Here is a 26,925-nt window from a genome sequence, read left to right on the forward strand (position 1 = left end):
ACGGGCTGTCGTTTTTTGCCGTATGTTTTTGCCGCATCCGCTATCCGGGCTTCAGCGAGCTGCGCCAGCGTCCCCCAGCAGGCGGGCAGCCAGTATGGCCGGTGCGGCCGCCCGCAGGCTGGCCCCGCTCAGACGCAGGCTGCCTCGCTCGTTCATGGGTTCGCTGGCGCGTGCCGCAGCCAGTGCGGTTTCGTACGCTTCGCGCAACGCCTCGAAGGAGGCTTCCACTTCCGGGTAACGGTTGTCCGCCCGCCAGGGCAGGCGCAGGGATGTGCTGCCGAAGCGTCCCTTGTGCGGAGGTATCTCCAGCGGATAGCAGCCCGTCGGCGGTTCGTCGCCGCGTTCCAGCTCGCCGGGGTAGCAGTGGTCTTGCCAGGAGCGTACCGGTTCGGGGATGCTGGAGGCGATGCGCAGCGCCGGGGTGGCCAGCTCGCGTTCCCAGTCGTCCAGCTCCACGCGATAGGTCAGGACAGGGCGAAAATTACCGCGCTTCTTTTCGATATGCCAGAGCAGTTTCATGCGATCTTCTCCAGTGACGGGGCAGGAGGGGTGAGGCTGGCGCGCTGTCCGAACGGCGGTTGTCGGTCGTTGTCGCCCCAGACCAGCCAGAGGGTCGGGCAGGGCGGCTCCGGGGGAAAGAGGTCGCACTCCATATCCGTGAACCAAAGCAGGCAGGCCGGGCGCACTCCCTGCTCTTCCAGCCAGCGGCCCACCGGGCGGTAGTCTGTCCCTCCGCCGCCCCGGAGCTGTATCCGGCGCAGGACGTCCCGCCCCTGTCCGCGAACGACGGACTGGATGCGGCAGTCGTGACAGAGGACGACGGCTTCCGCATCATAGGGCAGGAGAGCCTGTTCCAGTTCGCGCATGAAGGCCGAAAGGGTCTCAGCGTCCACGGAGCCGGAGCAGTCCAGCGCCACGACCAGACAGGGAATACGTACATCCCGGCGGCCCGGCAGGTAGCAGCCCGTGTGCAGGAAGCGGCGGTTGGGCATGCACCAGCTGAAGTCGTTTTCCGCGCACTGGGCCACGAAACGCCGCAAGAGTGCTGCCCAGTCCGTTTGTCCTGCGCCTTCCCGATGCCAGAGCCGCGCGAAACCCGCTGGGATGCGTCCGGCATGGCGGGCACGCCGCAGGGCTTCCCGCACGTCTCGTTCCACCTGACGCCGCAGATCCGCCTCCGCATCTGCTTCCGGGGAATCGCGCAGGGCGGGCGCATCGCGGACTTCACCGCTGAAGACCGGTACCGGTTCCCGTTCGCACCGCCTGCGCTTCCTGGCGGGACGGCCCTTGCCGCTTATCGGGCCATCTTCCATCCGCTGTTTTTGCGGAGACTGCCCTTCACGAGGGCGAGCGCTACCGGATTCGGCCGTGCGTTCCCGCTGTTCTTGCCGCGAGGCATCGGCGCTCCCCGCTCGATCCTGCCCCGCAAGACCGGTTCCGGGGGTGCCCCGCTCCTGCCGCAGGACGGCATAAACGGCATCGGCGGACTGCCCGGCGAGGGCCGGACGCTGCACGAAGCCCTCCGGCAGGCGAAAGCCTGCCTCCAGCAGAAGCGCATTGACCACCACGTCGCAAGCTTCATTCCAGAGCGCGACATCCCGTCCGCCGCGTCGGACATGGTGCCCGCAGGCCAGGTGCAGCACTTCGTGGGCCAGCGCGCCGAGCAGTTTGTCCGGGGGCAGGGTGGCGGCAAAGGCCGGGTGGAAGCCGATGGTCTTTCCGTCTGTCCAGAGCTGGGCGCAGGATTCGTCAGCCTGGAGGCGCAGGCGCATGGCCAGCCAGCCGAAAAACGGCTCGCGCAGGAGCAGTGCGCTGCGGGCGCGGCTCATGGCCGTTTCGGCTTCCCGGCGTAGGGCCTCCCGCTGCGGAACTGTCCCGGCATCAGGGGTGGCGGGAGGATTCACAGCAGCGCCTCGGCATGATGCTGCGCCCAGCGGGCAAAGGGCGCGCCCTCAACTATGCGCGGATCGCGCCGGGCGGCATCCCGCATGAGCAGGATGCCGTATTCGGCGGGCAGGCGTTCGGCATAGCCTGCCACGGCTTCCATGTCTTCCGGCCGGACGTATTCCGCCAGCATATCGCACACGGCGCAAAGATCCGCGGGATCGTCCGGTACGGGGGCACTGTGCGGGGCGGCAAGGATGCCTTCCGGGCTGGGCAGCTGGTGGCGGCGTTCCAGATAGCCCAGCAGCTCGGCACTGACGCCTTCCCCCAGCGTGCCGCGCAGCAGATCGGCGGCAAGTTCCTGTTCCGGTGCGGCTTCGAGGATGCGTGAGGCAAAGGCCCAGGAGCGGGGTGAGGCAAAGGCCGCCTCGTCGCTCTGCGGGGCGGCGGTGTGCAGCAGCCGGGGCCTGAAGCGCAAAAAGGCGCGTATCTCCGGGCGGATGCCGTTGTTTTCCGCCCAGGCGAGCCAGTCGCCGGTATGCGCCTCCACCTCAAGATGCACCATACGATTGGCCAGTGCCGTCGGCAGACGGTAGACGACGGCACGATCGCTTTCCCGGTTGCCCGCGGCGACAACGCGCCAGCCGTCCGGCAGGCGGTATTCGCCGATGCGGCGGTCAAGAATGAGCTGGTAGCAGGCCGTCTGCACCAGGGGAGGCGCGGCATTGAGTTCGTCCAGAAAAAGGACGCCCTCGGCTTCGTCCTGCGGGCCGGGCAGAAAGGCGGGGGCACACCAGCAGGTTCTGCCGTCGCCGTCGATGCGGGGCAGGCCCCGCAGATCCACCGGATCGAGCAGCACGGCGCGGATATCCCGCAGCGCCATGCCCTTGCGTTCGGCGGCCTGCGCCACGAGCTGACTTTTGCCCACGCCGGGCGGCCCCCAGAGGAAGACGGGTTGGCGGATGGCAAGCAGGGTATCCAATGCTGCAAGCACTCGGCTTGGTGTCATGCGATCTCCTTTTATGGAAATGAAAATCTTTTTCATTTATCTCTCATAAAAAGAGTTCCGTCAAGTCCCGGCGCTTCCTTCCGGGAGAGCGGCATCCCCTGTTTTCCGGGAAGGAAGACGGCGCCGGTACGCAGGCAGGGGAAAGCCGCTCCCCACCAGGGATGCCCCGCCGGGTCAGGGGGCAGTTGGTTCGACCCGCATTTCGTGAGTGGACAGGCGCGAGCGGCCCTGCGGCCGAAGCGGCGCAAGGCAAGCCGGCAGGCTCTGAACTTCAAATGCGCGCAAGCAGGGCGCGCTTGCGCTCCTCGAAGTCTTCCTGACTGATGAGCTCCTGCTCCCGCAGCTGATGGAGCAGGCGCAGGCGTTCGGTCAGATCGTCCGCCGCCGCGGGGGAGGCGGCGGGCGCAAGGAGCCGTGCGGCCAGGTCCAGCCCGGTTCCGAGTTGCAGCCCTGCGCCGGCCAGCCCGTTTTCCGAGCGGGCGGCATCCCGCATGGCTTCGAGCTGCTGCAGGCGCTCATAGCTCAGGTGGACTTCCTCGGCGGCCTGCTGCCGGGCGCGCATGGCAAAGACCGTCTCCAGCCGTTCCCGGCTCTCCCGGTCAAGGATGCTGCCGTTGACGGCGAATTCCGGCACGGCAAGGCCGTACTCCCCGGCAAGCCTGGCAAGGCGTTCGTGGATGCGCGCGCCGAGCTCGTCAAGGCGACTGTCGATATCGGTGCAGGAATATGCCGCTCCCGCCAGCGTCGCGGCGATGGACTGGGGGAGCTGCGCGTCGAGCACGGTCTTGATGCGGCTGATGGTGACGCGGCGTTCTCCGGCGCACAGACGGAGGAAGGCCGTCCGGGCGTCCGCCAGCCGCAGGCTGTAGGTTCCGTTCATACCGACTCCCAGCGGCAGCCGGTAGACGGGATCAAGGTAGCGCACAGGCTGGGCCGTGCCCCAGCGCAGGCCCGGAAAAAGCGTGGTGCGGTAAAAATAGAGCTGCACCTTGTGCGGACTTTCAAAAAGGGTCGGCAGACTGGCGAGCGTGGTCAGAAAGGGGTGATTGTCCGTTTTGAGGGACAGGGTGGTCTGCTCGGTGATGGCGTCCACGATCCTGCCCTCATAAACGAGCAGACAGCCCTGCGCCGGGCCGACGATGAGCCGGGAGGCATGTTTTATTTCATCGCCCGGCGTGGGCAGGAGCTGGAAAAGGGTGTCCGGGTCGTCGTCCTGCCACTGGAGGACGGAACGCATCTGCCGTTTGAGCATGTCCCTGAGTCCCATAGATGTCTCTGCTGTGTTGGTTGGCGTATGCTGCGTCGGTGTTGCCGGGCGGCGGGCGCATGTGTCGCTGTCCGCATCCACCGGGAGCGGATCAGAAAAGACGCTGCGGTTCGGCAAGGGGCCGCCGTCCCTCGCTTATCCGGAAAAGCTTCGCGCCCTGCAGGAGATAGAACCCGTCCGCCGTCTTGACGAGCTCGCCGTCAAAGTTGCCCTGCAGGGTCCAGCGTATTGCGCCGTCCTCAGGATCAAGGCTTTGGAGCAGGGAGGGCGCATCGGGATGCGGCGTGGGATGAAAGCGGATGAGCAGGTCCTCCTTGTCCGCCCAGGCCACGGAAGCCCGATAGTACACGCGGTCCGGCGTGAAGAAGTCCGTCGCTTCCAGATGGGCCTGCCGGAAGATGTGGGCATGACGCTTGACGTGCCGCGCCTGTCCCTCGCCGTCCCACTCCAGATAGCCGCCGAAGAGCCGGGGGCCGGTCTTGTTGTCCAGAAAGGCATAACGGATGAGCTGCTGCGGGCCGGAAGTCCCGGCCCCTTTGCGGGCAAAGGTGAAGCCGTGCCGCCGCTCGGCCTGAGGATGCCGGTAATCGGCCACCATCCGCCTCAGTTCGTCGTAAGTGGGGGCCAGATCGACGGCGGGATAGAAGTAGCGCCGCGTGCCGTCGGCGGTCATGACGCGCAGGGCGTCGCCTTCATTGGCATAGCCGGTCTCGATCTGCACGACGCCTCCCGCCAGCCGGGGCTGACGCTCCAGCAGAGGGCGGGCGTCCACCCACTGCCGCGCGGCAAAGTCAAAGGAGAAAAGGCGGCTTTTGTCCAGCACAAGGAAGAGGCTGCCGTCGGACATGGCCTGAAAGCGGATCTCCCGGGCATTTTTCCCCACAGCGTCCTGAAGGCGCTGCGTTTCCTCCGACCAGGCTTGCGTACGGGGATCATAGCAGTCGGCCACATAGCCCGCCGGGCCTTTTTGGCCGAGGTCGCCCCGCACGCGCAGCACAAGCGGCGCGCCGTCGCGGGTCGGATCGGCCGCCAGCGCGAGCTGCTGGAGCTCATAGGTGACGGCGGGCGTCGCCGCCCTCTGCCGGGCAGGCTGGGACGCCGGCTGCGGGGCGGGCGCGGGAGCCAGCGCATAGAGCAGGCCGGCAAGGAGCAGGAGCAGGAAGCAGAGGGCCGCCAGACGACGCGGCCCCGCTCCGCCGGAAGGCCGTGCCGGGGACGGGTTGGGCGTCTCGTCCAGCAAAAATTCCGACCGGCAGGCGAGGCAGCGGCAGCGCCCCTTGTCCGGGAAGGAAAATTCCTTGCCGCCGCAGTGCGGGCAGGAAAGCGGGCGTACCGTCGTCAAGCCTGTCCTCCTGAACATTTTCCGTTTGAAAGGCTTCGCGTTGCAAACCTACGGCCTGTGGTTTCGCGGAAAACGCGCGAACGCGGCATAATTATGCCGGATATGCGGGAAAAAATCGAGCAAAAGCCGGATGCCCCCGCGCGTCCCGCCGGGCAGCCGCCGTCCGTCCTCGTCGCTTGCCTCGCAGGCGGGAAACGGATAGCGTCGAGCCGCATGATCTCTACAGAAAAGGCAGGCAAGATGGATTTCAGTTCAGTGCGGATTCTGGTCGTGGGCGATGTCATGCTGGATCGTTACGTCAGCGCCACGGTGGAGCGTATCTCGCCGGAGGCCCCCATCCCGGTGGCCCGCGTCGAAAGCCGCTGGGAGGTCCCCGGCGGCGCGGCCAACGTGGCGCGCAACCTGGCCCGTCTGGGCGTGCGCACGCGGCTGGCCGGCCTTTGCGGCACGGACGCGGCCGCCGATTCCCTGCGGCGGCTGCTGGATGCCGAAGGCGTGGAGCATGCCCTCTGCGCGCTGCCGCGGCGTCCTACCACCTGCAAGACGCGCATCATGGCGCAAGGACAGCAGCTCTTGCGGCTGGATGAGGAAGTGCGCGATGCGCCGGACGCCGCCGTCGTGGAGGACTTCCGGCAGCGTATCGAACCGCTGCTGGAGGGCTGCTCGGTGCTGGTGCTCTCCGATTACGGCAAGGGCGCGCTGCTGGACGGCGCGGGCCACCGGGGCATGGACGGCCTGTGCCGCCGTCTCGTCCGCACGGCGCGGGAGCGGGGCATGCGGGTGCTGGTGGACCCCAAGGGGCGGGACTGGAGCCGTTACGAGGGCGCGCACTGCCTGACGCCCAATGCGGCCGAGCTGGCGGACGTGGCCGGGGCGCTGCCCGCCGGGCGCGAGGAACTCGCCGAGACGGCGCTTGCCCAGTGCCGCCGCTGGGGGCTGGAGCATCTGTTGCTGACGCGCGGGGCCAAGGGCATGGCGCTCTTTGGCGAGGGGCAGGAGCCCTGCTTCATCCGGGCGCATACGCGCGAGGTGGCGGACGTTTCCGGCGCGGGGGACACGGCGCTGGCCGTGCTGGCCGCCGGGGTGGCCTCGGGCATGGGCTGGGAGGAGGCCGCGCGCCTGGCCAATACCGCCGCCGGGGTGGCCGTGGGCAAACTGGGCACGGCTCCCATAAGCCTTGAGGAGCTGCGCATGGCCCTGCGCCAGTATGACGCCAACCCGCGCCTCTACAGCCTGTCCACCCTGCGGGAGAAGGTGGAGGACTGGCGGCGCAAGGGGGAGCGCATCGTCTTCACCAACGGCTGTTTCGACCTCATCCATCCCGGGCATATCTCCCTTATCCAGCAGTGCGCCGATCTGGGCAACCGGCTGGTGGTGGCCCTCAACAGCGACGCCTCGGTACGGCGGCTCAAGGGGCCGTCGCGGCCCGTGCAGGACGAGCAGAGCCGGGCGCTGGTCATGGCCCAGCTCAAGGGCGTGGATGCTGTCATCCTTTTTGACGAGGACACGCCGCTGGAGCTCATCCGCGCTCTGCGGCCCGATGTGCTGGTCAAGGGCAGCGACTACAACTTGCAGACCGTGGTGGGCGCGGACGAGGTGCTGGCCTACGGCGGCACGGTGCATCTGGCCAGCCTCGTGGACGGATGCAGCACCTCCGGCCTGGTGCGGCGCATGGGTGGGCCGGAAAAGACGCAGGGGCCGCATGATCCTGCGTAACCGGGCCGATTGACAGGAGGGGAAGAAAATGTCGAAAAATATCCTTTTGCTCTGTCTGCTCTGTCTGCTGCTTCTGCCGCTCAGCTCCTGCTCTTTGCCGCTGGGCAAGGAACGCGGCCTGTTCGGCCGCTTTCCGGAAAACTACGAGGATCCCGAGGACGGCTTCACCCTCTGGATGCCCGCAAATATGCGCTCCCAGTTCGGCATAAACCACGCGAACGTGCAAAAGCGGATAGATGCCTGCGTCAGCGGCAGATACCGGGGGGCGCCCTACACTTGGCCGAACGACGACTACAAGCAGCTGGACGAAAACACGCGCCTCTACGCCTACTACGAATATTATGACGAGAAGGTGTCCGCCAATGTCGATAAGCTGCCCTTTGACCGTACGCTGTCGGACAGCAGGGTGCGCTACATCACGGTGTTCAACACAACCGTCGACAAGGAGGGCCTCATCATGGGCTGCAAGTACTGGCGATTCCGGCGTTGATGCCGCTTCCCGGCCCCGGCAGCCGGAGGGGGCAACTCCCCCCGACCACGCCCGGCACCCCGCCGGGCTCTGCCGCACACGATCTTTCCCGGCCCTGCCGGCCCTTCTGAAGCAGGCGGCAAGAACGCACGCTTTTTGAAAAAAATGTGACGACTTCCCGGCAGAGGGAAAATGGTCATCCGGCAAGTCCAGATGGGCTGTAGGCGCGAAAAGGGGCCTTTCTCGTTCGCCATGAGCGCAAAAAGGGCGGCGGCGAAGGTCAAAATGGCAGACCCGACGCGCATGAGGAGGACCCATATTGTGCGGCCGCCGTCTTGCGCCAGCGGTGGCAGGGTGATAGGATTGGTTCGCAGTATGGCGAATTCCCAGCCCCGGATCTGCCGGGGCGGTCGCCATGCGCCTACGAGGAGTCATCCATGAAGAGAAGATCGTTTCTCAAGCTTTCCTGCGGGCTTGGCGCCGGGATCATGCTTTCCGGGCTGGGCCTGAGCCTCATGCCCGTGGAAGGCATGGCGCAGGAACTGAAGAAGATCGACAAGGTGAAGAGCGCCGCGCAGACCACCAGTATCTGCTGCTACTGCGCCGTGGGCTGCGGCCTTATCTGCAGCACGGACAAGAGCACCGGCAAGATCATCAATATCGAAGGCGACCCGGAACATCCGGTCAATGAAGGTTCCCTCTGCGCCAAGGGCGCGGGCATCTATCAGACCACGGAGGCCAACCCCCACCGTCTGACCAAGGTGCTGTACCGCGCGCCCCATGCCGACAAGTGGGAAGAAAAGGACTGGGATTTCGCCATCAGCCGCATCGCCGCCCACATCAAGAAGGAGCGCGACGCCTCCTTCATGGTGAAGAACAAGGACGGCGCGGTGGTCAACCGTCTGGAAACCGTCGCCCATATGGGCAGCTCCAACATCGACAGCGAGGAGTGCTGGAACATCGCCGCCTTCGCCCGTTCGCTCGGCCTGGTCTATCTTGAGCACCAGGCCCGGGTCTGACACGGCCCCACGGTACCGGCTCTGGCAGAGTCGTTCGGACGCGGCGCGATGACGAATCACTGGATTGATATTCAGCACAGTGATTGTATTCTTATTCAGGGCAGCAACGCTGCCGAAAACCATCCCATTTCCTTCAAGTGGGTCATGCGTGCCAAGGACAAGGGCGCGACGGTCATCCATGTGGACCCGCGCTTCACCCGCACGTCGGCCCGCTGCTCGCTGTACGCGCCCCTGCGTTCGGGCACGGACATCGCGTTCCTGGGCGGGATGATCAACTACATCATTGAAAACGACAAGTTCTTCAAGGACTATGTGGTCAACTACACCAATGCCCCGCTCCTCGTGGACGAGGGCTTCGGCTTCAAGGACGGCCTGTTCTCCGGCTTCGATCCCAAGAAGCGCAAGTATGACAAGAAGACATGGGCCTACCAAAAGAACGCGGACGGCACCTTCAAGCGCGACAAGAGCCTGAAGGACAAGCATTGCGTCTTCCAGCTGCTGAAGAAGCACTACAGCCGCTACGACATGAAGACCGTCTCCGCCGTGACGGGCACCCCCGTGGAAGATCTGAAGAAGGTCTATGAAGCCTTCTCCGCCACGGGCCGCCCGGACAAGGCGGGCACCATCATGTACGCCCTGGGGCAGACGCACCACACCGTGGCCGTGCAGAACATCCGCTGCTTCGGCATCATCCAGCTTTTGCTGGGCAACATCGGCGTGTGCGGCGGCGGCATCAACGCCCTGCGCGGCGAACCCAACGTGCAGGGCTCCACGGACCATGCCCTGCTGTCCTACAACCTGCCGGGCTATCTGCCCGCCCCGCGCGTGGGGCACGGTTCCTTCGAGAACTATCTCAAGACCGTGGCCCGCACCACCGGCGAGCCGGATTCGCTCAACTGGCAGAGCAACTACAACAAGTATGCCGTGAGTCTCATGCGGGCCTTCTTCCCCGATGCGCCCAAGGAGACCGGCTACGGCTTCGACTGGCTGCCCAAGCTGGACGACGGTCAGGACGCCTCGGTGCTGCCCCTCTTCGACGCGATGTACAAGGGCACCATCAAGGGCTTCTCCTGCTTCGGCCAGAACCCGGCCTGCAGCATCCCCAATTCCAACAAGGTGCGTGCCGCGCTCCAGAAGCTGGAATGGATGGTGCACTTCAACATCTTCGACAACGAGACGGCCTCCTTCTGGAAGCAGCCCGGCGTGGACCCCAAGAAGGTCGGTACCGAGGTCTTCCTCCTGCCGGCGTCCGCCTCGGTGGAGAAGGAAGGCAGCCAGGCCAACTCCGGCCGCTGGATGCAGTGGAAGTATGCCGCCGCCAAGGCCCCGGGCGACTGCCTGTCCGCCGGCGACGTCATCTACCGCATCCAGATGAAGCTGAAGGAGCTCTACAAGAAGGAGGGCGGCGTCTTCCCCGAGCCGGTGCTCGGCGTCTTCACCGACATGGTGGACGGCAAGGGCCGCTATGACGCCGAAAAGGTGGCGCGCCTCATCAACGGCGTGTTCACCCGCGACGTCACCATCAACAACGTGGCCTACAAGAAGGGCGAATGCGTGCCCGGCTTCGCGCTGCTCCAGGCCGACGGTTCCACCGCCTGCGGCAACTGGATCTGCTCCGGCAGCTTCACCCGCGACGGCCAGAACCTCATGAAGCGCCGCGGCAAGAAGGACCCCACGGGCCTCGGGCTCTATCCCGAATGGTCGTATTCCTGGCCGGCCAACCGCCGCGTCATCTACAACCGCGCCTCGGTGGACCCCCACGGCAAGCCCTGGAACCCCAAGCGCGCCCTTGTGGAATGGAAGGACGGCAAGTGGGTAGGGGACGTGGTGGACGGCGCGCCGCCGCCGCTGGCCGAGAAGGGCGGCAAGCTGCCCTTCATCATGCGGCCGGAAGGCGTGGGCTGTCTCTTCGGGCCGGGGCTGGCCGACGGGCCTTTCCCGGAACATTACGAACCCGTGGAAAGCCCCTTCGAGAAGCATCCCTTCTCCAAGCAGCGCAATACGCCGCTCCTGCGCCTCTACGAGAGCGACAAGGACGTGTATGCTTCGGCCTCGGCCAAGTTCCCGCTGGTGATGACCACCTACTCCTGTACCGAACACTGGTGCACGGGGGCCCTCACCCGCTGGCAGTCCTGGCTGGTGGAAGCCCAGCCCGGCGCGTACGTGGAGCTGAGCGAGGAGCTTGCCAAGGAGCGCGGCCTCAAGAACGGCGACAAGATCCGCGTGGTCTCCGCCCGTGGTTCCGTGGAAGCGGTGGCCATGGTCACCCCGCGCATCACGCCCTTCCAGTGCGGCGACAAGAAGGTCCACCTTGTGGGCATGACCTTCAACTACGGCTGGATGACCCCGGGCGGCGACTCGGCCAACCTGCTGACGCCCACCTGCGGCGACTCCAACAGCATGACGCCCGAGTATAAGGCCTTCATGGTCAACATCGAAAAGATAGCCTAAGGAGCGATGACGATGAGCAACGGAAAGTCCATCATTGTTGATACGTCTCGCTGCACGGGCTGCCGTGGTTGCCAGGTGGCCTGCAAGCAGTGGAACGGGCTGCCCGCCAGCCCCACCACCCAGACCGGGACCTACCAGAACCCGCCGGACTTCAACGGCTGCACCTACAAGGTGGTGCGCTTCGCCGACGGGCGCGGCGCGGACGGCAAGCCCTACTGGTACTTTACCAGCGACATGTGCCGTCATTGCGTGGAACCGCCCTGTCTGGCCGGTTCCAGCGTGGAAGGCGGCATGATCCACGATGAAGCCACCGGAGCCGTGGTCTATACCGCCAAGAGCAAGGACGACGACTTCGAGACCGCGCAGAGCGTCTGTCCCTACAACGTGCCGCGCAAGAACGAAGAGACCGGCGCTATGGTCAAGTGCACCATGTGCATCGACCGCATCAGCAACGGCATGGTGCCGGCCTGCGTGCAGGCCTGTCCCACCGGGGCTATGGTCTTCGGCGACCGGGACGAGATCCTGGCCGAAGTGCAGCGCCGCGTGACCGAACTGAAAAAGACCCATCCCAAGGCTCAGGCCGTGGATGCGGACAGCGTACGGGTCATCTTCATCGTGACCGATGATCCCGCCCGCTATCACAGCCATCTCAAGGCCTGATCCCGCCTGACCACCGGCCGCCCTCCGCCCGTCCCTTCCCCCCCGGCGGCGGAGGGCGGCCCCTGCAACAAGGATACACGATGACTTCCCGCCCCACGGCAACTCCCGAAACGGCCGCGCCCGCCGCTGCCGCCGCATCTGAAGGAACGGGCAAGACCGCCCGCCTTATCGCCATCCTGCGTGACGCCTGCCCGGAACAGCAGGCCCTGCTGGATGCCTTTGCCCCTGTCCTCTGCCTGCGCGAGACCGCCCTTGCCGAGGAGGCCGCCCGCCGCGCCGCCGCTCCCGCTCCCGCAACGCCGGAAACGGGAACGCCGGCCGCCGCATCCGCCGGAAAAGGCGGCATGGATGTGGAATGCGCCGCTCGCTGGGCCGAACCCCTCCTGGACGCCCTCAAGCAGGGCTTTCCCGCGGTGGCGGACGCCTGGGAGCAGCTGCGCGAGGCCATCCGCGCCGATGCCGCACTGCCCGCCTATCTCTGCCTTGCCCGGCGGGGACGCAAGCGGCCCGCTCTGTCCACCTGGTGCAAGGAACGCCATCTGTCCGCCGATGCCGTGAACCTCTTTGCCGAACAGCTCGCCCGGCTGGCCGGTGCTGCGGCCCAGCTCGGCCGGCCCGAACGGGAAAGCGGCGACGCCACCTGCCCCTACTGCGGCGGACGGGCCGAGATCAGCCTCATCCACGGCACGGAGGGCCGCCGCTACCTGCAATGCGGCCACTGCTCCCGTCTCTGGCGCTTCAAGCGCACCCTCTGCCCCCACTGCGGCGCGGAAGGCAACGGCATCCTGCGCCATATTTTTGTGGACGGACAGCCCGATCTGCGCGCCGTCGTCTGCGAGACCTGCCGCCATTACATTTTAGAGGCCGACCTGCGCCCCCGCGACATGCCGCTGGAGATCGGCCACGTCCTCTCCCTCGTCATGGGCCACCTCGACGCCCTGGCTCAGGAAGACGGCGCATCCCCCCTCAGCCTCTCCCGCCCGGCCGCCGCACGCGCCGTGAGCGCCGCCGAAGAAACTGTGCATTAAAGCCTACACATTACCGTTTAGTGGGGGGAAGGGGAACCCCTCCGCCGGCGCGGGAGGGGTTCCCCTTCCCCCCAGGCCCCCCATCCCTTCCCCAGCGCGCTTTTGTCAGGCGATGCCGGGGTATGCGGAAAGCATGTTGAGATGGTGGGTAAAGTTATGTGAACAAGCCGTGGGGGCAGGGGCCGTGCCGTTCGCCGTATCGCGCAAGCCGTCGCACGGCTTTTACGTCCCCCGGCAGCATGAAGAAAAAAACAGGGATCAGTATGATTGGTTCATGGACGCATGACGAATTCGTGGAAGAAGTCAGGAAATTTCACTGCCATGTGGCCCCCGGCGTCATCATCGGCGGCTATATGGTGGAAATGGCCCGCCGGGCCCTGCCGCAGGGGATCCTCTTTGACGCCGTGGCAGAGACCGTGCAATGTCTGCCCGACGCCGTGCAGCTGCTCACGCCCTGCACCGTGGGCAATGGCTGGCTGCGGGTCTATCATTTCGGCATCTATGCCCTGACCCTCTACGACAAGACCAACGGCGAAGGCGTACGCGTGCGTCTCGACGCCGGCAACCTCGACCGCTGGCCCAATGTGCGCGCCTGGTTTTTCAAGGAAAAACCCAAGCGTGAACAGGATTCCGACGCCCTGCACCGCGAGATCCGCGAAGCCGGCTTCGCTCTTCTTCAGGCCGCCCCTGTGCGCATCCACGCTGATTCCCTGCGCCACAAGGGCAAGGGACAGGTCATCCGCTGCCCCCGCTGCGGCGAATGGTATCCCGCCGAACTCGGCCCCACCTGCCGCCCCTGCCAGGGCGCCGGCCCCTATGAAAACTGGGCCGGGCTGCATGGCGTGAGGTAGGTTGTTTTTTGTGTGGGGGGGAAGGGGAACCCCTTTCGCTAGCGCGCAAAGGGGTTCCCCTTCCCCCCACGCCCCCCAACCCCTCCCCAAACGCGCTTTACCGCCTCCTTGTTGCGGCGTCGTGCCACACGGGCTTTCCTTTATTGCTGACTGCCGGGCCACGCGGAAAGGAGAGAGTAGTCTTGTCCCACACCCATCGGCCATTGCTGTGATTCCATAGCGCATTTTCGGTTTGGCGTTTCGCGGAAAAAATGCGTTTTTTTCGCCAGGGTTTGGCCGGGCGGCGTTCTGCCCTTTTCAAGGGTAAAACGCTCTCCACGCAGGGCCTTGTCCTATCAGTGGCGAGTCTGTCTCCTCATGACTCGAAATATGAGCCTGATATGCGGGAAAACGGCTCTTGCGCTTCTCTCTTTTTCCTGAAAACATGCCAGTACGCCGGAGGTCTTTTTTCATGCCGCCGGGGGACTGGCGTTCGTGGGGAGGCTGAGGCGGTACATATCCCTTTCATCTTCCTGGGCAAGAGTTTTTGCGGGAGGAAAGGGGGGCGCGGGGGGAAAGGAGGGGGCTTTTTGCAAAAAGCTCCCTCCTTTCCCCCCGCAAAAAAATAACCTAACCACCACCAAAAAGGACAAACAGAGCATGCGGCAGCAACTGGAACGGATCTTTCGGGCGGGGCTGGCGGCGGTTGCGCCGGACGCGGCCTTGCGGCGGCATGTGCGGCGCGAGGGCGACGCGCTTTGTGTGGACGGGGAAATATGGCCGCTGCCGGAGCGGGGCCGGGTGCTGGTCATCGGGGCGGGCAAGGGGGCCGCGCCGCTGGCGCGGGCTATGGAAGGCCTTCTGGGCGAACGTATCGACGAGGGGGCCATCATCGTCAAGTACGGGCACGGCATGCCGCTGGAGAGGATCCAGGTGTATGAGGCGGCGCATCCGGTGCCGGACACGGCCGGTCAGGCGGCGACGCGGCATATCCTGCGGCTGGCGGAAGAGGCGGGGCCGGATGATCTGGTCATCTGCCTGTTCACCGGCGGGGCGAGCGCCCTGACGCCCGCGCCCGTGCCGGGGGTGACGCTGGAGGACACGCAGCGCCTGACGGCAAGCCTGCTGGCCTGCGGGGCGACCATCCAGGAGATGAACGCCCTGCGCAAGCATCTGTCGGCGTTTGGGGGCGGGCAGCTGGCGCGGGCGGCTGCGCCGGCGCGCGTGCTGAGTTTTCTGGTCTCGGACGTCATCGGGGACGACATGGGGGTCATCGCATCCGGCCCTACGTCGCCGGATGCCTCGACCTTTGCGGATTGCCTGGAGCTGCTGGCCCGCTACGGACTGGAGGAGAAGCTGCCGCCGACGCTCGTGCAAAGCCTGCGCGACGGCGCGGCCGGACGGCGGCCGGAGACGCCCAAGGCGGATGATCCCTTGTTCCGGCAGGTCTGCACGCGCATCGTGGCCGGGAACGGTCAGGCGCTGGCGGCGGCGGCGCAGGCGGCGCGGGAGCTGGGTATGGCGGTCCATGTGCGGGAGCGGCCGTATACCGGCGAAGCGCGCGAGTGTGCCGTCCGGCTGATGTATGAGGCCCGGGAAGAGGCGCGGCGTTTCGGCAAGGCGGGGCAAACTTTCTGTTATCTTGCCGGCGGGGAATGCACGGTCACGCTGTGCGGCACGGGCAGGGGCGGGCGCAATCAGGAAATGGCGCTGGCGGCGTCCCTGCATCTGCGGGAAGCGGGAGAGAGCAGGATAACGGCGCTTTTTGCGGGCACGGACGGGACGGACGGCCCTACGGACGCCGCGGGCGGTTTTGCCGACGGGCAGGCGCTGGCGGGGCGTGAGGCGGAAGCCCGGGAACAGCTGGCGCAGAACGACAGCTATACGGTTCTGGAGCAGGCGGGCCTGCTGCTGCGGACAGGGCCGACGCTGACCAACGTGATGGATATGGCGATTTTGTGCGTGGAATCACAGACAGACGGAAACGCAGCTTGACATATTTCTCTCCTATCAGTAATAGTTATTGAAACTGGAGGAAATGATGGCTCATATACAGACGCGGATGACCCGCCAGCGAGCGGTCATCCTGGAAGAGCTGCGCAAAACGAAGACGCATCCCACCGCGGATGAGTTGTACGGGATGGTGCGGCAGCGCCTGCCGCGCATCAGCCTGGGGACGGTGTACCGCAATCTGGATTTCCTGGCGGACAACGGAACGATCCGTCGGCTGGAGGCTTCCGGAAGCACCAAGCGCTTTGACGGCGATATTTCCGCGCATCAGCACGTGCGTTGCGTCTCCTGCGGACGTATCGGCGACGTCATGCCGCCCGTGCCGGAGCCCTCTGTGGAAGGGATCGAGGTTCCGGGCTTCCATTGTCTCCATGCCGCGCGGGTGGAGTTTGACGGCCTGTGCGAAGAATGCGCGGCGCTGGCTGCGACAGGCAGACAATAGGCTTTGCTTTTGCGGGGGGGACGGTGTAGTTTGATGACTGTCCCTGTACATCCCGCCATATCGTGGATGACGGGTCCTCCGGCGGGGGATCCGTCATCCGCATGCAGGGAGCGGCGGCTCCAGGGGCGGCGATAGAGCGTTTCACCTTTGAAAAAGGTGAAACGCGAGGCGGCGGCATAGCGCCGCCCGGCCCAAGGTGAGCGGAAAAACCGCGTTTTTTCCGCGAAACGCCAGGCCGTATGGTTTGAAACGCGCAGCGTTTCAAACTGAAAATGCTCTAGTGACCGGGAGCAATTCCACAAAACCACGAACCGGGAGAATGAAGGAATGAGCAAGGATCGCAAGGAACGCAAGGCCAATGTGGTTGAGGTGCTGAACAAGGCGCGCAGCATGGAGCTTTATGCCGTGCACCAGTACATGAACCAGCATTACAGCCTCGACGGTCTGGACTATGGCGAACTGGCCGCCAACATGAAGCTCATCGCCATCGATGAAATGAAGCACGCCGAGGCCTTTGCCGAACGCATCAAGGAACTTGGCGGCGAGCCCACCAGCGAAAAGGACGGCAAGGTCAAGACCGGCGAAGAAGTGCTCGCCATCTATGAAGGCGACGCCGCCCGCGAAGACGCTACCATCGACGCCTATAATTCCTTCATCAAGGTCTGCAACGAAAACGGCGATATCGTCACGGCCCGCCTCTTTGAGCGCATCATCGACGAAGAGCAGGCCCATATGAACTACTATGAAAACATTGCCGAGCACATCAAATCGCTCGGCGCCGTCTATCTGGCCAAGATCGCCGGAACGCCTTCCAGCACCGGCCCCTCCAAGGGCTTCGTGCAGAACGGCGGCAATCAGGGCTAGCGCGTTTTGCCTTTGAAAAAGCGGAACGCGAGGCGGCGGCACAGCGCCGCCCGGCCAAAAGTGGGCGGAAAAACCGCGTTTTTTCCGCGAAATGCCAGGTCGTATGGTTTGGAACACGAAGTGTTTCAAATGGAAAATGCTCTAGGGCGACGGTCTGAGCTTTGCCGGTTCAAGGGAACATCGTGTTCCGCGGGATGCGAAACAGTCGAGACAACAGCAAAGGAGCGTTCAGCATGGCTGATGCCAAGGATATGTGGCGGTGCCCCGTGGCCAATTGCGGCTATGTCTATGATCCCGATCGTGGCGACCGCCGGCACAAGATCCCGGCGGGCACCAAATTCGAGGACCTGCCCGATGACTGGTGCTGTCCGGTGTGCGGCGCCAGCAAGAAGAATTTTCGCCGCTTGAGCGACGAAGCCTAGAGCGTTTTGCCCTTGAAAAAGGCGAAACGTGAGGGCGGCTCAGCGCCGCCCGGCCCGAACCGAGCGGAAAAAATGCGTTTTTCCGCGAAATGACAGGCTATAAAGTTTGGAACGCACCGCGTTTCGGACGGAAAATGCCCAGGAGGGGACGCCGCAAGGCGTCTGTCCACAAAGATCGGAAACGGCGAGACAAGGGAAACCATGTCTCGCCGTTTTTTGCGTCATGTGTGCTGGGGCGGGTTTCAGCTTTGCGGCCGGCAAAGAGGGGCAAGCTCCGCATGAGCCGCCTGCAAAAGGCTGGCCGGGGCCAGGCGCAGCTGGACGCCACGCTGGCCTGCGCTCACATAAATGCGCGCGTGCTGTACGGCGCTGCTGTCCACAAAGACGGGGTAGGCCTTTTTGGCGGCCAGAGGGGAACAGCCGCCGCGAATATACCCGGTGAGCGGGAAGACTTCCTTGAGATGGACCATCTCCACATGCTTGTTGCCGGAAGCCGCGGCCAGGGCCTTGAGGTCCAGCTCCGCCGCGGCGGGGATGCAGGCCATGAGTATGCCGGTGCGGTCCCCCCGGGCGACAAGCGTCTTGAAGACGCAGGCAGGGTCGGCCCCCAGCCGCTGCGCCATCGTTACGGCCGAAAGGTCGTTTTCGTCCACAGGGGCCGTCAGCAGCTCGTAGGGCACGTCCAGCCGGTCCAGCAGGCGCGCGGCATTGGTCTTGACGGGGCGGGCGGTCTTGCTCATGCGTCCGCCGGACTGATCCACTGGAGGATCTTGTGAAAGAGCAGCGAGGGATCGATGGGCTTGAAGAGGACATCCGCCATGCCGGCCGCTTGCAGCTTGGTCAGCAGGGGCTCCGTATGGTCAGCCGTCAGGCCGATAATGGGCGGTACGGTCTGCCGGAGCTCGTCGGCCCGGCGGAGGATCTCGGCGGTGGCGGCGATGCCGTCCATCTCCGGCATGACCACATCCATGAGGATGAGATCATAGGTCCCGTTCAGGGCCAGATCGATGGCCTGCCGCCCGTTATGGGCAATGGTGCAGTGAGCGCCCATGCGGCCGAGCAGAGTACAGGCGATCTCCTGATTGATGGTATTGTCTTCCACCAGCAGGATCTTCACTCCTTCCGGCAGCCCGGCGGGCATCTCCGCAACGGGGGCCTCGGTTGCCGGCTCATCCTCAAAAGCGGCTTCCACACAGGGGATGCGGAGGTGGAAGGTGGAGCCCTTCCCCGGCGTGCTGTCGCACCAGATGCTGCCGCCCATGAGGTCGGCAATATGCTTGCAGATGGCAAGCCCCAGCCCCGTCCCGCCGAAGCGGCGGGAAATGCTGGCGTCTTCCTGCGAATAGGGCTCGAAGATATGCTCCAGGAATTCCTTGCTGATTCCCTTGCCCGTATCGGAAACGGCAAAGTGCAGCCAGTCCTGATTGTTTTCCCGCTGGCGGGCCACACTGACGGAAACGGATCCGCTGGTGGTGAATTTGACGCCATTGCTCAGCAGGTTGAGCAGGATTTGCCGCAGCCGCTGATTGTCGCCATGCAGACGGCGCGGCACGTTCTTGTCGATGCGGCAATGCCAGTCGAGCCCCTTCTGCTGCATCTGATACTGTACGGCCACATGGGCAAAATCCAGCACGTCCTGCAGGATGAAGTCGCTGTGCTCCAGCACCATCTTGCGGGCCTCGATCTTGGAGAGGTCCAGCAAGTCGTTGACCAGCGTCAGCAGACTGGTGGCCGAATGCCGTATCTTGCTCAGATAGCTGCGCGGATCTTCCTGGCTTTCCTGCATGGCCAGATGGGTCAGACCGATGATGCCGTTGAGCGGCGTGCGGATCTCATGGCTTATCTGGGCAAGGAATTCGCTCTTCGCCTCCGAGGCCATGACGGCCTTGCGTTTTTCTTCCTGGGCGCGGATGGAATCCGTGATGTCCAGCGCGATGGAAAGCCGGACAAGCCGTTCGTCTTCCCAGCGCACCTTGCGGTCGATGACCGTGTAGATGCGGTGGGTAAGGGGGTTCTCATGCGTCCAGCGATACGGCGTGCCGTCATCGGCCAGAACATCGTTGGTGCAGAAATGACAGGGGTTGGAATAACCCTGCAGGCGCTTGTAACAAAGATTCTCGTCCTGATCGCCAAGCGGGAAGGCTTTGTTGATGCACTTGTTGGCAAAAAGGATCTCGTGCGTATGCAGGTCGGAAACATAGACCGGCGCGGTAAAGGAATCGAACAGGTCGTAGAGGCGGGCATTGTGCCGCTGAAGGCGCTCACAGAGGGCAAGATGCGAAAGAGAAAGCGCCAGAGGATCTTCCAGGCCGTACAGGCGGCCGGGGACGGAAGCGGCTTCGGGGCCCTCGCGGCAGGCAAGGCAGAGGTAGCCGATGAGCTCATCCTTGTGGTGCAGAGGAAGGCTGTGCAGAGCCTCGATGCCGCATTGTTCCAGCTGGGAGCGGAGTTCGGCATCCCGGCAGGCCGCGATGTGATCGAAGTCCTCGGCAAGACCCATTTCGCGCAAGGCCACAAAGGCCGTGAGCGCCATCCGTATGGCGGCCTCAGTCTCGGACGGAACGGCTTCGGCAAGCCAGAGCTCCGACTGATCGGCCCGCCCCGGCGCAAAGAGGACGCCATAGGCGCAGTAGCAGGAAAGGGCGTTGCCGACAGCCTCCAAGGCCCCTCGCCAGAACGTGGAAATGTCTTCACAGGAAAGCGCTATACGGGAGAGCGCGGCAACGAGTTGCAAGTTATCCTGAGATGATGGGCATGCTTGTGTCATCCGTACTCCGACGGGGGGGAGGAGGTCTCCCTGTTGTGGCGACTGCCGGGAGCTTTGTCAAGCCGGGAGGGCTATGTACACTGTCTGTAATCTGTCGTCAAACATCAAAAATCTTGATCTTATATGTGTAAGCAGACGTTTTCTCCTTCCTCAGGACGGCAAGACCCTCCCGGAGAGAGGAAAACCGGCCTTACGACACTCGCAGGCCGTCGAGCAGGCGTTGCCAGCTCTCCCGCAGCAGGCGGCGTCCTTCTTTCCCGTCGTGCACGATCTCCCGCAAAAGATCCGTCAGCCGTGCATCAAGGTCCTCGGCTCCTTCCGTATTGACGAACACAAAGTCGCTTTCGGCGCTCTTCTTTTCCTCGGGCCACTGCCAGGACTCAAGCTCGTCAAAATGTTCGGCGCTCCAGCCGCGTCCGGCCATGACGCGCCGGCGTCGCAGGTCGGTCGGGCAGCTGACGCACAGGCTCAAGGGGCGAGGCGTAAAGGCGCTTTTCTGCCAGCCGCATTCAAAGTACAGGGGGATCTCGGCGGCAGCCACGGCGTCGCCGCGCTTTTCCGCCTGTTCCCAGAAGCTCAGGATGCGCCGGCGCACCAGCTCATGCACCTGCGCTTCCACATCCTGCCGCAACAGCGGGTCCTGCCGCATGGCGGGCCGCAGAGCCGCCCGGTCGATGCCGCCGTCCGGCGCCAGCAGATCGGGCCGACGCTCGCCCAGCCAGCCGGCCATGAGTCCGTGCGGCGCGTACAGTTCATGCACCACGGCATCCGCGCTGATGACCGGCACGCCGAGGCGTTCCAGCGCGGCGCAGACCGTGGACTTGCCGCAACCCGGATTGCCCGTGACGACAAGGCGACGGGTGCAGGCATCGGCCGCGGCCGCGCAGGCGATCATGTCTTCCGGCAGCGCGGACGTGAACGAGAGGGCTTCGCCGCTCCACGGATGGCGGAATTCCAGCCGCCAGGCATGCAGCATCTGGCGCGGCGCGCGCGCCCGTACCGGCGGCGGCGCATAGAGGGCGTCACCCAGCAGCGGATGGCCCAGATGCGCCATATGCACGCGGATTTGATGCGTGCGCCCGGTATGGATGCGCACGAGCAGCAGGGAACAGCTCCTGTCCGCCGCCGTCCAGAGCACCCGCCAGTCCGTATGGGCGCTGCGCCCGCCCCGGGACTCCGGCACCACGGCCATCTTGACCTTGACGGTGGGATGACGTCCCACCGGCTCGCGGCAGGTCCCCTCTCGCGGCGGCGTCCCCTGCACCAGCGCCAGGTAACTCTTGGCCACCGTACGCTCGGCAAAGGCCTCGGCAAGGCGCAGGCGCGTCGCCTCATCCAGCGCCACCAGCAGCAGGCCGCTGGTGTCCTTGTCCAAACGGTGCACGATGCCGGGCCGCAGGCCGTCCATCTGCCGCAATTGCGGGAAGTGATGCAACAGGCGATGCACCAGCGTGCCTTCCAGGCAGGACGGGCAGGGATGTACCGTCAGCCCGGCGGGCTTGTTGCACACCACAAGGCGCTCATCCTGAAAAAGCACTTCCAGCTCCGCCGCCTCGGCCTGCAGGGGACTGTCGGCCTGCGGCAGGCGCAACTCCACCCGCTGCCCCCGGCGCAGCTTGCAGGAGGCCGAAACGACCGGTAGGCCGTCGATGCGGCAGTGCCCGGCCGTGATGGCCTTCTGTACCGCCGCCCGCGACATGCCCTCCAGCCGGGCATGCAGCGCCCGGTCAAGGCGCTCCCCCGCCTCGTCGTCCACGTGAAAGCTGAGTTCTTCCGTCATGTGTGTCTCTACATGGTTGCGTAGTCGGGTGAGGCGGGGGGAAGGAAGGGGACTTTTTTGCAAAAAAGTCCCCTTCCTTCCCCCCGTGCCCCCCATCCATCCTTCAAAAAACTCTGCCGGGGAGGATGACGGCACAGGTGACCGTCCCGGCGATCCCTTCGACGGGAAGTCCCCCGGCGGCATGGAGAAACGGCCATGTTATCTTGCCTGCATCAGAGGAAAACTTGCGGATCGTGCCTTCGTCGTATCTTCCCGATAAAGCGCGCTGGGGGAGGGGTGGGGGGTACGGGGGGAGGGGAACCCCCTCCCGCGCGAGGCGAGGGGGTTCCCCGCCCCCCGTAAGGAAAAACTCTCCTTCATCTAAGAAAGCCCATCCTTCAAAAAACTCTGCCGGGGAGGATGGCGGCACAGCGTGACCGCTCCGGCGATCCCTTCGATGGGAAGTCCCTCGGCGGCATGGTGAAAAAACAGTCGTCTTGCCTGCGGCGATGGGGATTCCGTATGTTACAACGCCGTCGTATCTCCCTGACAAAGCGCGTTTGGGGAGGAAGGGGGGAGTCTGAGGGGGGAAGGGGCCCCTTTGGGCGCTAGCAAAGGGGCCCCTTCCCCCCTCAGGAAAACCTTGCCGCCAGCCGCCTACCGCTTGCCGGGGGGGAGGGTGGTCAGGCTGCGCAGGCGGTCGGCGAAGGTGGTTTTGCGGTAGAGGTTGCGCAGTTCGGCGCCGGGGGTGATGGAGGTCACCACGGCGCGACCGATGACGAAGCGGTCGTTGTCGTCATCGCCGTTGATGACGCGCACGCCCCAGACGTTGTGGAAGATGGCGGGGCGTCCTTTCCATTCGCCCACGTAGAGCATGATATGGCCGCGCATCCAGAGCAGGCTCAGGAAGGGTACGCCTTGTTGCAGGATGACTTTTTCCTTTTCCGCCGTGCTGAGGCCTTCCAGCGGTTGGACGAGGCCGGAGCGTCCCTGGCCGGTGGAGTTGCGGCCCAGCCAGATGCCGAAGGGGGTGAAGAGTTCGCGGGTGAGGGCCGAGCAGTCCCGGTCGCCGAACATGCCGCCCCAGCCGTAGCGCTGGCCCATCATGACGTTACCGATCTGGGCCACGGCGTCGGGGGTGAGGGGCAGGGGCTTGCGCACGGCGTCGGCAATGGGCACGGTGGTGGTGACGGTGGTGGCGTAGCGGCCCTTTTTGACCGGCACGAGCAGGTTGATCATGCCCGGCTGGCCCGTCGGGGCATCGGCCAGCGGCAGGATGGTGCCGATGTTGACCTGCCCGCACTGGCTGCCGGGCAGCATGACCTTGTCCCGCACGATGGCGGCGTAGCTGCCGGTCTTGTAACGGCGGATGAAGTCCTCGTCCACCAGGGCCACGTCCGAGGCGTCCACCCAGCCGGCGGCCACGGGGCACTCGATGAAATACCACTGGCCGTCACGACTCGTGTGGGTGATGAAGAGCGGCGTGCCCACGGGCAGCAGAGAATACTGGAAATAATCGAAGGGATTGGCGCGCTGGTCCGGGGTGGGCTCGCTGAAGCGCGGCGTGTGGGTAGGCATCTCGCGCAGATCGGTATTGCGGATGGTGATGGCCTGCGCTTTGGTATTGGGATAGGTGCTCATGCGGGCATTGCGGGCGATGCCGTCCCATTCGGCCTGCGTCCAGCGGACGTCGTCATGCTTGTAGCCGCGGGCCTTGCGGAAGATGGCCGAGGCGCTGCGGCGCTTGACCGTGGCTTTTTTCATCTGCCAGGGGCCGAAGAAGATGCGGTTGAACCGGGCGTCCTGTTCGGCCTGCTCGGCGGCGGAGAGCAGGGGCGTATTGCCGCCGGCCTGACGGGCAAAGGGCATCAGGTCCTGCGGTATGGCGCGCAGATCGCGGATGGTGCCCATCCACTGCGGGCTTTCGCCTTCGCGCGTGGGCACGGGCTTGGCGGCGCAGGCCGCCAGCTGGGCCAGGATGAACAGCAGAGCGAGCGTGAGACAGCAACGCGCGCCGGAGCGGAAGCAGGGGGGGAGGGTCTTCATGGTGTCTCCTTGCACTTAGGACCTGTTGACGCAAATTTTACAAATAATTTCCCTAAATAAGGCAAATGCGCTGTACACGCTTCGCTTGCCTTTGGGGACGGGGGCGTCTCGCCTTCCGTATCTTCCCTGAAAAAAGCGCGCTGGGGAAGGGATGGGGCTTGGGGGAAGGGGAACCCCGCCGCCAGCGCTGGAAGGGGCTCCTTCCCCCCAAACAAACAACGAATAGCGTCAACAAGCTCTAGCGGATGCGGATACGGCTCTTGCGGACGAAGTCTGCGGGGAGATAGGTCATCTTTGCCTGCCGTAAGCCTTCCTCGTCGAGGTCCTGCGCCCGGTTGAGGTAGCGGAAGCCCTCGCCCGCATGGCGGGAGAAGAGGCAGTTGATGGTCTGGTAGACGCCGCGGTAGCCGTTGAGGCCTTTTTCAAAATGGACGCCCAGGGTCGTGTCGTCCAGCTTTTCCCCCACGCTGAAGGCCACCATGCGGCCGTCCACATAGAGGGAGCCGCCCTGCAGGCCCTCGAAGTTGTCCCAGTGGGAGAGCACCCGGTTGATGGCTTCGTTCTCGGCGCGCAGGGAGGGGGAGCTCTCGCACTCGTGCCACTGACACCAGTCATCCTGCAGGCCGAGCACATCCTCCACCATTTCGTCGTTCAGCGGCCGGTAGTCCGGTTCGCCGTAGGCCTTGATGAAGCTGTTCACATGATTCTTTTTCTTGTGATAGCGGTTGCCGGGCAGGGTCGCCAGGGCGTCGCGGTCGTAGAGGTATTCCCACTGGCCGCGATCCTCGATGATGTCCACCTGTTCGGGCAGGCATTCCTTCCAGCGGGCGGCCAGCATGTCCGGTACGCGGATGATGGGGGCGTCCGTCAGGCCGGGCAGCAGAGCGGCCCAGTCCGTCGCGGCCCAGTCGCCCACGGGGGCCCAGTACTGCAGGGCGGGGCGCGTCTGGCGGATCCAGCACAGATCATGGGCAAAACACCATTCCAGTCCGTAATGTTCCTGCCAGCCCCAGAGGTTGGCAAGGCTGTAGTCCAGGGAGCGGCAGGGCGTCAGACGCCAGAGAGCGGCGTAATCCGCCCGCTGGTCGAGGTGTATGGGGTGATAGGCGGCATCCTTCATGGGCTTATCCTTTTGTTTCAGCGGAAGCGGCGGGGCGGCTCTCCCCCGCGGAGAATTTATGGGCGTGCATGGCAAAGCGCGTCCAGTTGCGGTGCAGGACCACATGGAGCATGCAGACGGCCTGCACGATCTGGGAGACCAGCATGGCGGCGAAGATGCCGGAGGCCGTGCCCCAGAGCTGGTGCCCCAGCAGCCAGCCCAGCGGCAGGCGGACGATCCAGAGGCCGCCGCCGAAGATCATGAGGTTATAGCGGGTGGCTCCCGCGCCGTTCATGACGCCGCCCATGACCGTGCTGGCGATGGAAAAGGGCGTGGAAAGCAGGTTGAACTCCAGATACGAGACGATCTGGGCCTGTGTGGCCGCATCCTGCGTCATGAGGGCCGCGATGTCCTGCCGGAAGGGCCAGAGACAGAGGGCCACAAGGCTCATGGCCACGGCCGCGATGGCCGTGAGGTTGCAGGCGATGCGTTTGGCCCGCTGCGGATCGCCCGCGCCGAGGCAGTTGCCTACGAGCACCCCGGCGGTCATGTTGAAGGCCATGCCCGGCATGAAGAGGATGGCCTCCACCCGCAGCCCGGCCGTGAGCCCGGCCAGGGCGGCGATGCTCTCCACGGGCACCGAGGCCACCAGCACGAAAAGCATGAGATAGCCGGACTGCCAGACGATCTGCGCGGCTCCGGCGGGCAGGGCCACCCGCAGCAGGTAGGGCAGGCCCACCCGCAGCCAGCGGCGATCCGGCACGGCGTGGCGGTGCAGATAGTTGGAACGGCGCAGCAGCAGGCAATTGCAGAGCGCGCCCGCGAGCTGGGCGGCAAAATTCGTCCAGAGGATGCCGTGCGCCCCGTATGCCGGCAGGCCGAACCAGCCCAGTCCGAAGCCCAGACTGCCCGCCAGCGTCAGCGCGCAGAGCAGGGCCGCCACCTGCAGCGGCGGGATGACCTGCCGCGTGGCGCGGAACATGACGCCCGTGGCCGCGTAGACGTATTGGGCGGGCAGGGTGAGCATGACCACATCCCAGAAATCCCGGGCCAGCGGCAGGATGCGCTCCGGCACCCGCAGCAGGAGCAGGATGGGGTCGGCCAGCAGCCAGCCCGCCGCGGCCATGACGAAGCCGAGGCCGAAGCTGCCCAGCACGGTGATGCTGACGTAACGCTGCGCCCTGTCCAGGCGCTGCGCGCCCAGCGACTGGCTGACGGCGGCCAGCGCGCCGCTGCTCATGGCCATGACGATGACCATGAGCAGCAGGGTGCATTGCGTCACCATGCCCAGGGCCGCCTGTACGTCGGCGCTGATCTGCCCGGCGACCCAGACCGTGATGAGACCCATGATGAAGACCAGATACATCATGAGCATCTGCGGCCAGGCCAGCCGCCAGATGGCGCGGGGGGAGGTGCTGAGGTCGGGACGTGACATGGCGATGGACGGGGTTGACGTTCAAGGTGGGGAAGATGCGCCCCGCGGCGGGCGGGGCGTTTCCGGCCGCTTCAAAGATAGGCACGCTTCGGCAAAGGGGAAGGGTTTTTTTTCTTCCCCGGGGTCGTGGACGGCACGGTCCGCCGTTGTGAAAAAGCGCCCTGAGGAAAGGGGGAAGACGGGGGCTCCTGCCGCGGGAAGGCGTGGCCTCTCTACGACATCTTCCCGATAACGCCTTTTCCGTTTGAAACGCTTCACGTTTCGCACCAGACGGCTTGTCGCTTTGTGAAAAAAAATTATTTCCCCTCTCACAGGGGCCGGGCGGCGTTGTGCCGCCGCATCGCGTTTTGCCTTTGCAAAAGGCAAAACGCCTTGAAAGCGCGCTGGGGGAAGGGTGGGGGGCCTG

General features: G+C 65.0%; 21 protein-coding genes. 10 read left to right on the forward strand and 11 right to left on the reverse strand.

The window, feature by feature from the left end; translation table 11 throughout:
- Positions 1-51: 51 nt before the first annotated feature.
- The 5 genes from Q0K12_RS04575 to Q0K12_RS04595 form a co-directional block, all read right to left on the reverse strand.
- Positions 52-519 carry a hypothetical protein gene (locus tag Q0K12_RS04575; protein WP_297260584.1) on the reverse strand — a complete coding sequence of 156 codons (468 nt, stop codon included), beginning with the start codon at positions 517-519 and terminating at the stop codon, positions 52-54.
- Complete coding sequence (locus Q0K12_RS04580) at positions 516-1,829, reverse strand: VWA-like domain-containing protein (RefSeq protein ID WP_297260585.1); 1,314 nt, start codon at positions 1,827-1,829, stop codon at positions 516-518. Before Q0K12_RS04580 ends, Q0K12_RS04575 begins: the two co-directional genes overlap by 4 nt.
- A 71-nt stretch (positions 1,830-1,900) precedes the next feature.
- Positions 1,901-2,893 carry a MoxR family ATPase gene (locus Q0K12_RS04585; RefSeq protein ID WP_297260586.1) on the reverse strand — a complete coding sequence of 331 codons (993 nt, stop codon included), beginning with the start codon at positions 2,891-2,893 and terminating at the stop codon, positions 1,901-1,903.
- A gap of 271 nt (positions 2,894-3,164) precedes the next feature.
- Entirely contained in the window at positions 3,165-4,160 is a 996-nt protein-coding gene (locus tag Q0K12_RS04590) for an SPFH domain-containing protein (protein WP_297260587.1), read from the reverse strand.
- A gap of 91 nt (positions 4,161-4,251) precedes the next feature.
- Positions 4,252-5,502 carry a hypothetical protein gene (locus Q0K12_RS04595; RefSeq protein ID WP_297260588.1) on the reverse strand — a complete coding sequence of 417 codons (1,251 nt, stop codon included), beginning with the start codon at positions 5,500-5,502 and terminating at the stop codon, positions 4,252-4,254.
- 240 nt (positions 5,503-5,742) lie between these two features.
- Here Q0K12_RS04595 and rfaE2 point away from each other — a divergent pair, with 240 nt between their 5' ends.
- The 10 genes from rfaE2 to Q0K12_RS04645 all read left to right on the forward strand — a co-directional run bounded on the left by rfaE2 (position 5,743) and on the right by Q0K12_RS04645 (position 17,413).
- Positions 5,743-7,218 (forward strand): D-glycero-beta-D-manno-heptose 1-phosphate adenylyltransferase, encoded by a 1,476-nt coding sequence (rfaE2, locus tag Q0K12_RS04600; protein WP_297260589.1) that lies wholly within the window; start codon positions 5,743-5,745, stop codon positions 7,216-7,218.
- A 28-nt stretch (positions 7,219-7,246) separates the two neighbouring features.
- A complete protein-coding gene (locus tag Q0K12_RS04605) occupies positions 7,247-7,708 on the forward strand; it encodes a hypothetical protein (RefSeq protein WP_297260590.1) in 462 nt (153 codons plus the stop codon).
- A gap of 416 nt (positions 7,709-8,124) precedes the next feature.
- On the forward strand, positions 8,125-11,157 hold the full coding sequence (fdnG, locus tag Q0K12_RS04610) for a formate dehydrogenase-N subunit alpha (protein WP_297260591.1): 3,033 nt from the start codon (positions 8,125-8,127) through the stop codon (positions 11,155-11,157).
- A 12-nt stretch (positions 11,158-11,169) separates the two neighbouring features.
- A complete protein-coding gene (locus tag Q0K12_RS04615) occupies positions 11,170-11,817 on the forward strand; it encodes a 4Fe-4S dicluster domain-containing protein (protein ID WP_297260592.1) in 648 nt (215 codons plus the stop codon).
- 80 nt (positions 11,818-11,897) lie between these two features.
- Positions 11,898-12,845, forward strand: coding sequence for a formate dehydrogenase accessory protein FdhE (locus Q0K12_RS04620; protein WP_297260593.1), 948 nt, complete (start codon positions 11,898-11,900; stop codon positions 12,843-12,845).
- Between the two features lie 263 nt (positions 12,846-13,108).
- Positions 13,109-13,696 (forward strand): formylmethanofuran dehydrogenase subunit E family protein, encoded by a 588-nt coding sequence (locus tag Q0K12_RS04625; protein WP_297260594.1) that lies wholly within the window; start codon positions 13,109-13,111, stop codon positions 13,694-13,696.
- A gap of 639 nt (positions 13,697-14,335) precedes the next feature.
- Positions 14,336-15,670: a DUF4147 domain-containing protein gene (locus Q0K12_RS04630; protein WP_297260595.1), complete on the forward strand. Its 1,335-nt coding sequence runs from the start codon at positions 14,336-14,338 to the stop codon at positions 15,668-15,670.
- A gap of 46 nt (positions 15,671-15,716) precedes the next feature.
- Positions 15,717-16,127: a transcriptional repressor gene (locus Q0K12_RS04635; protein ID WP_297260596.1), complete on the forward strand. Its 411-nt coding sequence runs from the start codon at positions 15,717-15,719 to the stop codon at positions 16,125-16,127.
- Positions 16,128-16,454: 327 nt separating this feature from the next.
- Positions 16,455-16,991: a bacterioferritin gene (locus Q0K12_RS04640; protein ID WP_297260597.1), complete on the forward strand. Its 537-nt coding sequence runs from the start codon at positions 16,455-16,457 to the stop codon at positions 16,989-16,991.
- Positions 16,992-17,224: 233 nt separating this feature from the next.
- Positions 17,225-17,413, forward strand: a complete 189-nt coding sequence (locus Q0K12_RS04645; protein ID WP_296305438.1) for a rubredoxin — start codon at positions 17,225-17,227, stop codon at positions 17,411-17,413.
- Between the two features lie 242 nt (positions 17,414-17,655).
- Here the strand turns inward: Q0K12_RS04645 and ybaK are convergent, their stop codons facing one another.
- The 6 genes from ybaK to Q0K12_RS04675 all read right to left on the reverse strand — a co-directional run bounded on the left by ybaK (position 17,656) and on the right by Q0K12_RS04675 (position 26,519).
- Positions 17,656-18,153: a Cys-tRNA(Pro) deacylase gene (gene ybaK, locus Q0K12_RS04650; RefSeq protein WP_297260598.1), complete on the reverse strand. Its 498-nt coding sequence runs from the start codon at positions 18,151-18,153 to the stop codon at positions 17,656-17,658.
- Positions 18,150-20,075, reverse strand: coding sequence for an ATP-binding protein (locus Q0K12_RS04655; protein ID WP_297260599.1), 1,926 nt, complete (start codon positions 20,073-20,075; stop codon positions 18,150-18,152). The genes ybaK and Q0K12_RS04655 overlap by 4 nt, the downstream gene beginning before the upstream one ends.
- Before the next feature lie 295 nt (positions 20,076-20,370).
- Positions 20,371-21,960, reverse strand: coding sequence for a dephospho-CoA kinase (gene coaE, locus Q0K12_RS04660; protein WP_297260600.1), 1,590 nt, complete (start codon positions 21,958-21,960; stop codon positions 20,371-20,373).
- A 636-nt stretch (positions 21,961-22,596) separates the two neighbouring features.
- Entirely contained in the window at positions 22,597-23,985 is a 1,389-nt protein-coding gene (locus tag Q0K12_RS04665; RefSeq protein ID WP_297260601.1) for an NlpC/P60 family N-terminal domain-containing protein, read from the reverse strand.
- Positions 23,986-24,223: 238 nt separating this feature from the next.
- A complete protein-coding gene (locus tag Q0K12_RS04670; RefSeq protein WP_297260602.1) occupies positions 24,224-25,105 on the reverse strand; it encodes a phosphatidylglycerol lysyltransferase domain-containing protein in 882 nt (293 codons plus the stop codon).
- A 4-nt stretch (positions 25,106-25,109) separates the two neighbouring features.
- Positions 25,110-26,519, reverse strand: coding sequence for an MATE family efflux transporter (locus tag Q0K12_RS04675; protein ID WP_297260603.1), 1,410 nt, complete (start codon positions 26,517-26,519; stop codon positions 25,110-25,112).
- Positions 26,520-26,925 lie beyond the last annotated feature (406 nt).

The sequence above is a fragment of the uncultured Desulfovibrio sp. genome (assembly GCF_944324525.1).
In the GTDB taxonomy this organism is placed as follows: domain Bacteria; phylum Desulfobacterota; class Desulfovibrionia; order Desulfovibrionales; family Desulfovibrionaceae; genus Desulfovibrio.

What these genes read in the sequence shown, in the direction of transcription:
- Q0K12_RS04575 (WP_297260584.1), bottom strand. Translation starts at nt 519, where the DNA reads ATGAAACTGCTCTGGCATATCGAAAAGAAGCGCGGTAATTTTCGCCCT.
- Q0K12_RS04580 (WP_297260585.1), bottom strand. Translation starts at nt 1,829, where the DNA reads ATGAGCCGCGCCCGCAGCGCACTGCTCCTGCGCGAGCCGTTTTTCGGC.
- Q0K12_RS04585 (WP_297260586.1), bottom strand. Translation starts at nt 2,893, where the DNA reads ATGACACCAAGCCGAGTGCTTGCAGCATTGGATACCCTGCTTGCCATC.
- Q0K12_RS04590 (WP_297260587.1), bottom strand. Translation starts at nt 4,160, where the DNA reads ATGGGACTCAGGGACATGCTCAAACGGCAGATGCGTTCCGTCCTCCAG.
- rfaE2 (WP_297260589.1), top strand. Translation starts at nt 5,743, where the DNA reads ATGGATTTCAGTTCAGTGCGGATTCTGGTCGTGGGCGATGTCATGCTG.
- Q0K12_RS04605 (WP_297260590.1), top strand. Translation starts at nt 7,247, where the DNA reads ATGTCGAAAAATATCCTTTTGCTCTGTCTGCTCTGTCTGCTGCTTCTG.
- Q0K12_RS04615 (WP_297260592.1), top strand. Translation starts at nt 11,170, where the DNA reads ATGAGCAACGGAAAGTCCATCATTGTTGATACGTCTCGCTGCACGGGC.
- Q0K12_RS04620 (WP_297260593.1), top strand. Translation starts at nt 11,898, where the DNA reads ATGACTTCCCGCCCCACGGCAACTCCCGAAACGGCCGCGCCCGCCGCT.
- Q0K12_RS04625 (WP_297260594.1), top strand. Translation starts at nt 13,109, where the DNA reads ATGATTGGTTCATGGACGCATGACGAATTCGTGGAAGAAGTCAGGAAA.
- Q0K12_RS04630 (WP_297260595.1), top strand. Translation starts at nt 14,336, where the DNA reads ATGCGGCAGCAACTGGAACGGATCTTTCGGGCGGGGCTGGCGGCGGTT.
- Q0K12_RS04635 (WP_297260596.1), top strand. Translation starts at nt 15,717, where the DNA reads ATGGCTCATATACAGACGCGGATGACCCGCCAGCGAGCGGTCATCCTG.
- Q0K12_RS04640 (WP_297260597.1), top strand. Translation starts at nt 16,455, where the DNA reads ATGAGCAAGGATCGCAAGGAACGCAAGGCCAATGTGGTTGAGGTGCTG.
- Q0K12_RS04645 (WP_296305438.1), top strand. Translation starts at nt 17,225, where the DNA reads ATGGCTGATGCCAAGGATATGTGGCGGTGCCCCGTGGCCAATTGCGGC.
- ybaK (WP_297260598.1), bottom strand. Translation starts at nt 18,153, where the DNA reads ATGAGCAAGACCGCCCGCCCCGTCAAGACCAATGCCGCGCGCCTGCTG.
- coaE (WP_297260600.1), bottom strand. Translation starts at nt 21,960, where the DNA reads ATGACGGAAGAACTCAGCTTTCACGTGGACGACGAGGCGGGGGAGCGC.
- Q0K12_RS04665 (WP_297260601.1), bottom strand. Translation starts at nt 23,985, where the DNA reads ATGAAGACCCTCCCCCCCTGCTTCCGCTCCGGCGCGCGTTGCTGTCTC.
- Q0K12_RS04670 (WP_297260602.1), bottom strand. Translation starts at nt 25,105, where the DNA reads ATGAAGGATGCCGCCTATCACCCCATACACCTCGACCAGCGGGCGGAT.
- Q0K12_RS04675 (WP_297260603.1), bottom strand. Translation starts at nt 26,519, where the DNA reads ATGTCACGTCCCGACCTCAGCACCTCCCCCCGCGCCATCTGGCGGCTG.